Origin of the sequence: Aeromicrobium sp. (genome assembly GCF_050700635.1) — a bacterium.
In the GTDB taxonomy this organism is placed as follows: Bacteria; Actinomycetota; Actinomycetes; order Propionibacteriales; family Nocardioidaceae; genus Aeromicrobium.
In genome coordinates this window covers 19735-29182 of record NZ_JBOHDT010000057.1, presented here as the reverse complement: position 1 = coordinate 29182, position 9448 = coordinate 19735, and the positions used below count along the sequence as shown (strand labels likewise).

Sequence of the window (9448 nt, the reverse complement as noted above, 5' to 3'; positions counted from 1 at the left end):
CCAGCCAGGAGGTGGCGTCCTTGAGCGGCGCGGCCTCGAGATGGCTGAGGCGCATGGTGCCCTTCCGGGTGCGGGAGACCAGCCCGGCCTGCTCGAGCACCTTGAGGTGCTTGGAGACGGCCGGCTGCGACATGTCGAACAGCTCGGTGAGCCCGGCGACGTTGGTCGGGTCCCGGCTCAGCTGCGCGAGGATCGCGCGGCGGGTCCGGTCGGCCAGTGCGCCGAACACGAGATCGAGCTGATCGTCCGTCATCTCATCCATAACCTTTCAGTTCTGTAACTGTTTAGTTATGCAATCACGTCGCAGGAGTGGTGTCAACCCCCCGTCGTTAGGGTCGAGCCGTGAGGACGAAGTGGTGGACGCGCACGCGTCGCGATCAGCAGGCGCACTCGGCGGAGGCCACCGACTTTCGCGCCCACCCATACGTCTGCGGAGCCATCGGCCGTGTCGACGAGCAGCTGCTTCAGCGCCTCCGCGACGGTTCTCCCGCCACGCTTCGCGAGGTGCACCGGTCCGTCAGGGGTGTTCTGTTCGCCAGCACCGACTTGCCGCGATGGCAGCACGGTGACGACGCCGGCCACTATTGGTTCCCCCTGACCGACGGAGACGACCCCACGTCGTGGGAGGACGCGGCCGGCCGGCGCAATGCCGCAGGCCTGCAAGACGGCCCGCGCGGAACCACCCTGCACGCCGATGCGCTGGGGTTCCAGGACCTGTTCACGCGCCGCATCGGCGAGGCCCTCTACTTCTCGGTCCGCATCGATCCGCTGCTGCGCCTCAACGGTGCGAAGCTCCACACCGACTGGTCGGCGTGGGCGTCCATCTTCGCCCTGACCGCGGCGACGTCCGACGCCACGCCGTTCCTGGAGGTCCGGCGAACCACGGCCGCCACAGCCTGGGTGGCCGACGACCGCGGCATCCACCCCACCGGCTTCGAGCCGGGCTGGCTGTCGGCCGAACCAGACGGAAGCGTGACGCCGGCCGACGCCTTGGCGCTCGTCGAACAGCAAGTGCCCGACGTGGAGCGACTGTCGGTTTGCCTGTCCGGCGGGTTCGACTCCCGCTTGATGGCCATCCTTGGTGGACGCCACAGCGACCAGGTCTCGACCTGGACGACCAGTGGCGATGATGGCCGCGACCTCGACCTCGATCTGGCCCCAGCCGTCGCCGGGACCCTCGGCGCCGAGCACCACTCCCTCGTGACGGGCCCCGACGCCTGGCTCGACGAGCTGACCACCGTTCGGCGACGGATGGACTTTCAGACCACCCACCACAACTGGTTCATGCCCTTGGCCAGGGCACTGCGCGAACGTCCGGAACCATGCCTCGACGCGCTGGCCGGCGAGACGCTGTTTCGGGCCGGCTCCTTCATGCGGGCGCACCCGGACGAGGACAACGCACTGTGGGATCGGCTCTCCCAGAACCGCCTCAAGGATCCGGCTCGGTGGGCACCCGGGGTAGCCGCGGACTTCGAGAAGCGCAGCCGCGCCTCGTTCGCGGAGGTCACCTCCCGGTTCAACGGACACCCCGCCGCCCAAATGCTGGGAACGTTGCACACGCGTGTGGCCCGCGCCAGCGCTACGTGCCCGCTGCGACTCCTGGCCCCCGAGAGCCAGGTGATCGTGCCGTTCGTGCATCCCGCCGTCATCGATGCCGCATTGCGGGTTCCCGTCGCCGACAAGCTCGATGGCGCCTTCTACCGCAAGATGCTCATGGCAGCCGACCCACAGGTGGCGTCGTTGCCGTCCTCGAACGACGGCGAACCGAAGCGCAAGAGGGGGTCGCGGCGCCAGACCAGCCCGGCGGCGCTCAGAGCCATCGCTCAGACGATCAGGGGCAGCGAGACCGCCGTCGAGCTCCTCGGACCGGAGTTCCGTCAGGCCCTCGACGACGTCGACACCCTGAACCGCCTCGGCCACACGATCCAGGGCCACCGGGTCCTGAACTGGGCGAGCCAGTTCGCGGAGTGGCGGACGACCTACGCCGACGTGCTCGCGGACGACGAGCCCACGTAGGCGTCGATCTCGTCGAGGATCGCGGCCTTGACCGGCTCCTCGGCGAACGACGCGAGGACCGCCGCGCGCGCGAGCTCCGCGACTCCGGCGTCGTCCAGGCCGAGCAGCTCACGGGCGACCTCGTACTCCTGGTTCAACGTGGTGGAGAACATCGGCGGGTCGTCGGAGTTGATCGTGACCGTGACGCCGGCCTTCACCAGCGCGGACAGCGGATGCTCGGCGAGCGACGGCACCGACCGTGTGCAGACGTTCGACGTCGGGCACACCTCGAGCACGACGCCCGTGGCGGCCAGGTACTCCATCAGCTTTTCGTCCTTCGCGGCAGAAATGCCGTGGCCGATGCGCTCGGCACCGAGGTGACGCAGCGAGTCCCAGATCGTCTCTGGGCCGGTGGACTCCCCCGCGTGCGGGACGCTGTGCAGACCCGCGGCCTGCGCCTGCGCGAAGTGCGGCGCGAACTGCGGACGCGGCACGCCGTCCTCGGGTCCACCCAGACCGAAGCTCACCAGGCCGTCGGGGCGATGGTGCAGCGCGATGTCGATCGTGGCGTCGGCGCCCTCGAGGCCGAACTCGCCGGGGATGTCGAAGCACCAGCGCAGCGTGAGGTCGAGCTCGGCCTCGGCGGTGCGACGCGCGTCCTCCACCGCCTCGCAGTACGCCTCGGCGGTGATGCCCGAACGGATCGACGTGTACGGCGTGAGCGTCAGCTCGGCGTAGCGGACGTTCTGGGCGGCGAGGTCGTGGGCGACGTCGTGCGTCAGCGTCCAGATGTCCTCGGGCGTGCGGAGAAGGTCGACGACCGAGAGGTACACCTCGATGAAGTGGCCGAAGTCGGTGAAGTCGTAGTAGTCGGTCAGCTGGTCCGGGTCGCTGGGCACCGAGGTGGAGCCTTCGTGCCGTGCCGCGAGCTCGGCCACGGTCATGATGGACGCCGACCCGACGTGATGGACGTGCAGCTCGGCCTTCGGCAAGCCCTCGACGAACGTCACTCCTAGAGCGTATCTGGGCCGGAATCCGCTTCCTCGGCCTTCTCCGCCTTCGCCGCCTCCTCGGCCTCCTCGGCCTCTGCCAGCGCCTGCAGGCGACGCTCCTTGACGCTGCCGCGGTCGGCGAAGTCGACCTCCACCGTGATGACGTGCTCTTCGCCGAGGTGGAACTCGATGCGCCGCGCGTCGTCGGTCAGGAGGCCGGCCTTGGCCTCCGACAGCCACGTGGTGGAGCCGTCCTCGGCGATCAGCCCGACGCGCGCGACCTCGCCCCGCTGTCCGCGGTACACCACTGGACCGGGACCGCTGTCACGGATGACCAGCGCACCACGGCTGATGCGCCTGTCATCGGTGGAGACCGTGGGGGGCTCCTCTGTGCCAGGACGGCCGAAGGACCACTTGTCGTCGTCGACAAGCACGTCCTCTCCGGACTCGCCGGAGGCCAAGTGATACCTCACGATCAGCACAGGCGTCATTCTAGGGCGCCGAAACGGCCCTGTGCGTGCTTTCAGGCGCCGGGCACGATGGCTTCGATGACGCTGCCGTCGGCCCGCTGGCGGCCCGCGATCGGCGCCGGTTCGCCGTCCAGGTGCGGGCCCTGTCCCTTGAGATGAACCGTCGTGGGCCCGCCCGTCGTGACGGTGACCGACTCCCCGCGCACGTCGAGTGTCACTTCCTCGCCCTCCTCGACGACGAGTTCGATCTGGTCCTGACCCAGCGTGACGCGCACTCGGTTGCCGCGCAGCATGAGCCGGAAGGTCAGTGACGGCCACTGCTCGGGAAGGCGTGGGTCGAAGGTGAACCGTCCGCTCTGGTCGCGGAAGCCGGCGAACCCGAAGACCAGCGCACCCCACACACCGCCGGTGGAGGCCACGTGCACGCCGTCGGCAGCGTTCTGGTGCAGGTCGGCGAGGTCGACGAACAGCGAGCTCAGGAAATAGCGCAGGGCCAGGTCGTCGTAGCCGACCTCGGCCGCCATGATCGACTGCGCCACCGCCGACAAGGTGGAGTCACCGGTGGTGATCGGGTCGTAGTACTCGAACGCGGCACGCTTCTGCTCGTCGGTGAACAGCTCGCCCTGCAGCAGCAGCGCCAGCACGACGTCGGCCTGCTTGAGCACCTGGAACCGGTAGATCACCAGTGGGTGGTAGTGCAGCAGCAGCGGCCGTTGCTCCAGAGGCGTGTTGCCCAGGTCCCAGACCTCGCGCTCGAGGAAGTGCAGGTCCTGAGGGTGCACGCCGAGGTGCTCGTCGTACGGGATCGACATGCCTTCGGCCGCGCGCTCCCACTCACCGATCTCGTCGTCCTGGAGCTCGAGCCGTTCCACGAGGGCGTCGTACTGCGGCCCGTCCAGCTCGCGGAGCTCCCGCACGGCCTCGGCGGCCCGGCGCAGGTTGAAGCGCGCCATGACGTTGGTGAACAGGTTGTCGTTGACGACGGTCGTGTATTCGTCCGGCCCGGTGACGCCGTGGATGTGGAAGTCGCCACCGTTGTCCTCGCGCCAGAAGCCCAGATCGGCCCACATGCGGGCGGTCTCGACCAGCACGTCGATGCCCTCGCGCACGAGAAAGTCCAGGTCTCCGCTGGCGGCCACATACTGCGCCAGGGCGTACGCGATGTCGGCGTTGATGTGGTACTGCGCGGTGCCCGCTGCGTAGTAGGCGGACGCCTCCTCGCCGTTGATGGTGCGCCACGGGAACAGGGCGCCCTTCTGGGCGAGCTCGGCCGCTCGTCGCCGGGCGGCGTCGAGAAGGGTGTAGCGGAAGCGCAGTGCCGCGCGTGCGGCCTGTGGCCTGGTGTAGGTGAGGAACGGGAGCACGTAGATCTCGGCGTCCCAGAAGTAGTGGCCGCCGTAGCCGGACCCGGTGACCCCTTTGGCCGGGATGCCGCTGCCCTCGGCGCGAGCCGATGCCTGGGCCACCTGGAACAGGTTCCAGCGCAACGCCTGCTGGATCTTGTCCTCTCCCTCGACCACGACGTCGGAGCGGTGCCAGAAGTCGTCGAGCCACTCCCGCTGGTCGGCCTCGACCTTCTCGACGCCCTCGGACGCCGCGCGGTCGAGCGTGCGCCGGCACCGGTCGAGCAGCTCACGAGGAGGCACACCCCGAGAGGTGTGGTACGAGACGAGCTTGGTGAGCCTGACCGTCTGGCCGGGCTCGGCGTCGATCCGGTAGACGATCTTGGCGAGGTCCTCCGAGACGTCGACGTCGCACGTGTACTGGTTGTCGGTGCTGAACTGGTGGTCGGCGGCCACCCCGAGCGTCATGCCGCTGTCGGTGCAGCGATAGCCGAGCTCGACGCGCCCGCGCTCCTTGTCGCCCCGGTGCAGCACGGGCTGGAGCACGCGGCGGATGAGACGCTCGGCCTTGCGCGGGTCGACGCCCTCGCCCATCGCCTTGTCGGGCACGTGGTACTCGTCCTCGCCGTCCTGACGGTTGAGGATCTGCGACGAGATCGCCACCGGCGCCGAGTCGTCGAGCATCGTCACCTCGAACGTCATCACCGCGAGGTGGCGCTGGGTGAGCGAGACCATGCGAGTGGTGCGCAGATGGACCCGCTTGCCGGCCGGGGTCCGCCAGAGGATGTCGCGGTGGTGCACCCCGGTGCGGAAGTCGATGGCCCGCTCGTAGTCGAGCAGGTCCGCGACCGGGAGGAGCAGCGGCTCGTCGTCGACGTAGAGGCGGATGACCTTCGCGTCGGGTGCGTTGACGATGGTCTGGCCGACCCGGGCGAAGCCGTAGGCCTCCTCGGCGTGCTGGATGGGCCAGGTCTCGTGGAAACCGTTGAGGAAGGTTCCGTGCGAGTGCGAGTCGCGGCCCTCCTCGACGTTCCCCCGCATGCCGAGATACCCGTTGCCGAGCGCGAAGACCGTCTCCGTGGTGCCGAGGTTCTCGTCACTGAACTGCTGCTCGACGAGGCGCCACGGGTCGACCGGGAAGCGGGTGCGGTCGAGGAAGTCGGTGATGGGTGGAGCCTCGTGCGACGGCCCCTTTTTGTCGGCGTCCTCAGGCTTCGACTGGACGTCCGGCATCAGTGGGGTGCCGCCCTCGTCGCTCACAGCAGGTCCTCGAGGTCGGTGACGACCTGATCGGCACCGTTCTCGGTGAGGGCCTCGGCTCCCACGCCGCGGTCGACACCGATGACGAGGCCGAACTTGCCGGCCCTGCCGGCGGCGACGCCGCTGAGGGCGTCCTCCAGCACCACCGCGCGGGACGGCTCGGCGCCGATCTGTTCCGCGGCGTACAGGAACGTGTCCGGGGCGGGCTTGCCGGCCAGGTGACGTTCGGTGGCCACGCGGCCGTCGACGATGGTCGGGAAGAAGTCGATCATCTCCGCCACCCGCAGCACGTCCGGAGCGTTGCGCGAGCTGGAGACCACGGCGAGTGAGATGCCGCGCTTGGCCAGTGCCTCGACGAGGCGGCGTGAACCCGGGTAGGCCTTGACGCCGTCGCGCTGGAGCACCTGCTCGAACACGTCGTTCTTGCGGTTGCCGAGCCCGCAGACGGTCTTCTCGTCGGGGCTGTCGGACGGCTGGCCCTCGGGCAGCTCGATGCCACGCGACTGCAGGAACGAGCGCACACCGTCGTAGCGGGGCTTGCCGTCGACGTACTTGAAGTAGTCGTCCTCGGTGTACGGCTCATCGACGCCCCGTTCCCGGAGGAAGGCGTCGAACATCTCCGCCCACGCGTGCATGTGCACCTCGGCCGTCGGCGTGATGACGCCGTCGAGGTCGAACAGTGCCGCGTCGAAGTCGCTCCAATCCATTCCGAAAGCGTATGCCCGCAACCCACCCCTCGCGCGAAGACCCGCAGTGTCACCGGGCCCGGCGATACTGAGCCGCATGACTCGCACCGTCTTTTACACCGCGACCAGTCTAGACGGCTTCATCGCCGACCCCGACGACTCACTCGACTGGCTCATGACCCGCCAACAGGATCGCGGCGGTCCGCTCAACTACGACGACTTCATCGCCGACATCGGCGCGGCGGCGATGGGCCGCACCACCTACGAGTGGGTCCTCGACCACGAGGGCCCCGATGCCGCGTGGCCGTACGACATCCCCTGCTGGGTATTCAGCAACCACGACGTGCCGAAGATCGAGGGCGACATCCGCCATGTGCGCGGCGACGTGACCGACCACCACGCCGAGATGGTCGAGGCGGCCGGTGGCAAGGGCGTCTGGGTGGTCGGTGGCGGAGACCTCGCCGCCCAGTTCGCCGATGCCGGCCTGCTCGACGAGCTGATCGTCTACATCGCACCGGTCTTCCTCGGCGCCGGCGCGCCGCTCTTCCCGCGCCGCCAGGAGCTCAAGCTCACCGAGCTGGCCCAGAACGTCGAGTTCGCCTGCGCACGCTACGAGGTCGTCAAGGCCAGCGGCTAGGATTCACGCACCTGAAGACCCATCGGGACGCGTGAAGGGAAGCATGTCCAAAGTCGCCCTCATCACCGGGATCACCGGCCAGGACGGCTCGTACCTCGCCGAGCTCCTGCTGCTCAAGGGCTACGAGGTCCACGGGCTGATCAGGCGCTCGTCGACGTTCAACACGGCGCGCATCGACCACCTTTACCAGGATCCGCACAACGACGACGTCCGGCTCTTCCTGCACCACGCCGAACTCGGTGACGGCAGCCGGCTGGTGCGGCTGATCGACCGGATCGGCCCCGACGAGGTGTACAACCTGGCCGCGCAGTCCCACGTCCGGGTGTCCTTCGACGAGCCGGAGTACACCGGCGACATCAACGCTCTGGGCACGGTGCGACTACTGGAGGCCGTCCGCCAGTCGAGCATCGAGCCGAGGTTCTACCAGGCGTCGTCGTCCGAGATGTTCGGCGGATCCCCGCCACCGCAGTCGGAGGAGACGCCGTTCCATCCGCGCTCGCCCTATGCCGCGTCCAAGCTCTACGCGTACTGGATGACGAGGAACTACCGGGAGGCATACGGGCTGTTCGCCGTCAACGGCATCCTGTTCAACCACGAGTCGCCGCGCCGCGGCGCCACCTTCGTGACCCGCAAGATCACCCGGGCGGTCGCGGCCATCAAGGCGGGGCGCCAGCAGCATCTCTACGTGGGCAACCTCGACGCCGTTCGCGACTGGGGCTACGCGGCCGAGTACGTCGAGGGTGTGTGGCGGATGCTGCAGGCCGACCAGCCCGGCGACTACGTCCTCGCCACCGGCGTGGGCGTCTCGGTCCGCGAGTTCCTGCAGATCTGTTTCGAGCGCGGCGGCCTCGACTGGGAGGAGCACGTGCGCTTCGACGACCGCTACCTGCGCCCCACCGAGGTCGACGCCGTCGTCGGCGACTCGACCAAGGCGGCGAAGGAGCTCGGCTGGAAGCCCACCGTCGACGGCCAGGACCTGGCCCGCTTGATGGTCGACGCCGACATCGAGGCCCTCACGCACGAGGGGCGGCCCTGGGTCGACCAGGTCCGTCTGGAGTCGTGGGGCACGGTGTGAGCGTCGCGCCCGACGACGGGGTCGATTTCGAGCCCGGTCCACTGAACCGGTCCGCCACCTTCTACGTCGCCGGTCACCGTGGGACGGTCGGCTCGGCCATCATGCGTCGGCTGGCGACCGAGGGATTCACGTCCGTCGTGGGGGCGTCCTCGGCCGATCTCGACCTCACCGACAGGGACGCCGTCTTCGCCTACTTCGCCCGGACGAAGCCCCGCTACGTGGCGCTGGCCGCGGCGAAGGTCGGCGGCATCCTGGCGAACACCACGTGCCCGGTCGACTTCCTCACCCAGAACGTCCAGATCCAGGCCAACGTCATGGATGCAGCAGTCGAGCACCGAGTCGAACGCCTCGTCTTCGTGGGCTCGGCCAGCATCTACCCGAGGCTCGCCGACCCGCCCATCAGCGAGGACGCGCTGATGACCGGTCCTCTGGAGCCGACCAACTCCGCCTACGCGATCGCCAAGCTCGCCGGGGTCATGCACGTGCAAGCGGTGCGACGCCAGTACGAGCTTCCCTGGATCAGCGCCATACCGACCAACCTCTACGGGCCGAACGACAACTTCTCGCCGCAGGGATCGCACGTCCTGCCCGCACTCATCCGGCGATACCACAAAGCCGCGGCGTCCGGGCTCGACACCGTGACCAACTGGGGAACCGGCTCGCCCCGGCGCGAGTTCCTCCACGTGGACGATCTCGCCGCCGCGGTGCTGTACATGCTCGAGCAGTACGACGGTCCACAGCAGCTCAACGTCGGAACGGGCACCGACGTGACCATCCGCGAGCTCGCCGAGACCATCGCCGGCATCGCGGGCTACGACGGCGCCACGGAGTGGGACACGTCGAAGCCGGACGGCACCCCGCAGAAGCTCCTCGACACCTCCAAGCTCTCGAAGGCCGGCTGGGCCGCGAGCATCTCGCTCGAGGACGGCCTGCGGTCCACCTACGCGTGGTACCGGGAGCACCTCGACTCGCTCCGGGAGTGACGACCCT

General features: G+C 68.8%; 9 protein-coding genes. 4 read left to right on the top strand and 5 right to left on the bottom strand.

What is annotated here, in order from left to right; all coding sequences use genetic code 11:
* On the bottom strand, positions 1–253 hold a 253-nt coding region (locus ACRDPN_RS04315; RefSeq protein WP_431446112.1), incomplete at its 3' end, for an ArsR/SmtB family transcription factor.
* 89 nt (positions 254–342) lie between these two features.
* Here ACRDPN_RS04315 and ACRDPN_RS04310 point away from each other — a divergent pair.
* Positions 343–2016: an asparagine synthase-related protein gene (locus ACRDPN_RS04310; protein ID WP_431446111.1), complete on the top strand. Its 1674-nt coding sequence runs from the start codon at positions 343–345 to the stop codon at positions 2014–2016.
* Here the strand turns inward: ACRDPN_RS04310 and ACRDPN_RS04305 are convergent.
* The 4 genes from ACRDPN_RS04305 to ACRDPN_RS04290 are packed head-to-tail and all read right to left on the bottom strand — an operon-like array spanning position 1980 to position 6767.
* Positions 1980–3005, bottom strand: a complete 1026-nt coding sequence (locus ACRDPN_RS04305; RefSeq protein WP_431446110.1) for an adenosine deaminase — start codon at positions 3003–3005, stop codon at positions 1980–1982. The genes ACRDPN_RS04310 and ACRDPN_RS04305 overlap by 37 nt on opposite strands.
* 2 nt (positions 3006–3007) lie before the next feature.
* On the bottom strand, positions 3008–3469 hold the full coding sequence (locus ACRDPN_RS04300) for a hypothetical protein (RefSeq protein ID WP_431446109.1): 462 nt from the start codon (positions 3467–3469) through the stop codon (positions 3008–3010).
* Positions 3470–3510: 41 nt separating this feature from the next.
* Entirely contained in the window at positions 3511–6033 is a 2523-nt protein-coding gene (locus ACRDPN_RS04295) for a glycoside hydrolase family 65 protein (RefSeq protein ID WP_431446113.1), read from the bottom strand.
* A 23-nt stretch (positions 6034–6056) separates the two neighbouring features.
* On the bottom strand, positions 6057–6767 hold the full coding sequence (locus tag ACRDPN_RS04290; protein WP_431446108.1) for an HAD family hydrolase: 711 nt from the start codon (positions 6765–6767) through the stop codon (positions 6057–6059).
* 76 nt (positions 6768–6843) lie between these two features.
* On the opposite strand from ACRDPN_RS04290, the gene ACRDPN_RS04285 reads away from it, so the two are divergent.
* Genes ACRDPN_RS04285 through ACRDPN_RS04275 form a run of 3 tightly spaced genes read left to right on the top strand, consistent with a single transcriptional unit; the run spans position 6844 to position 9441 of the window.
* A complete protein-coding gene (locus tag ACRDPN_RS04285) occupies positions 6844–7383 on the top strand; it encodes a dihydrofolate reductase family protein (RefSeq protein WP_431446107.1) in 540 nt (179 codons plus the stop codon).
* A 43-nt stretch (positions 7384–7426) separates the two neighbouring features.
* A complete protein-coding gene (gene gmd / locus ACRDPN_RS04280) occupies positions 7427–8458 on the top strand; it encodes a GDP-mannose 4,6-dehydratase (protein WP_431446106.1) in 1032 nt (343 codons plus the stop codon).
* Positions 8455–9441 (top strand): GDP-L-fucose synthase family protein, encoded by a 987-nt coding sequence (locus ACRDPN_RS04275; RefSeq protein ID WP_431446105.1) that lies wholly within the window; start codon positions 8455–8457, stop codon positions 9439–9441. Before gmd ends, ACRDPN_RS04275 begins: the two co-directional genes overlap by 4 nt.
* Positions 9442–9448 lie beyond the last annotated feature (7 nt).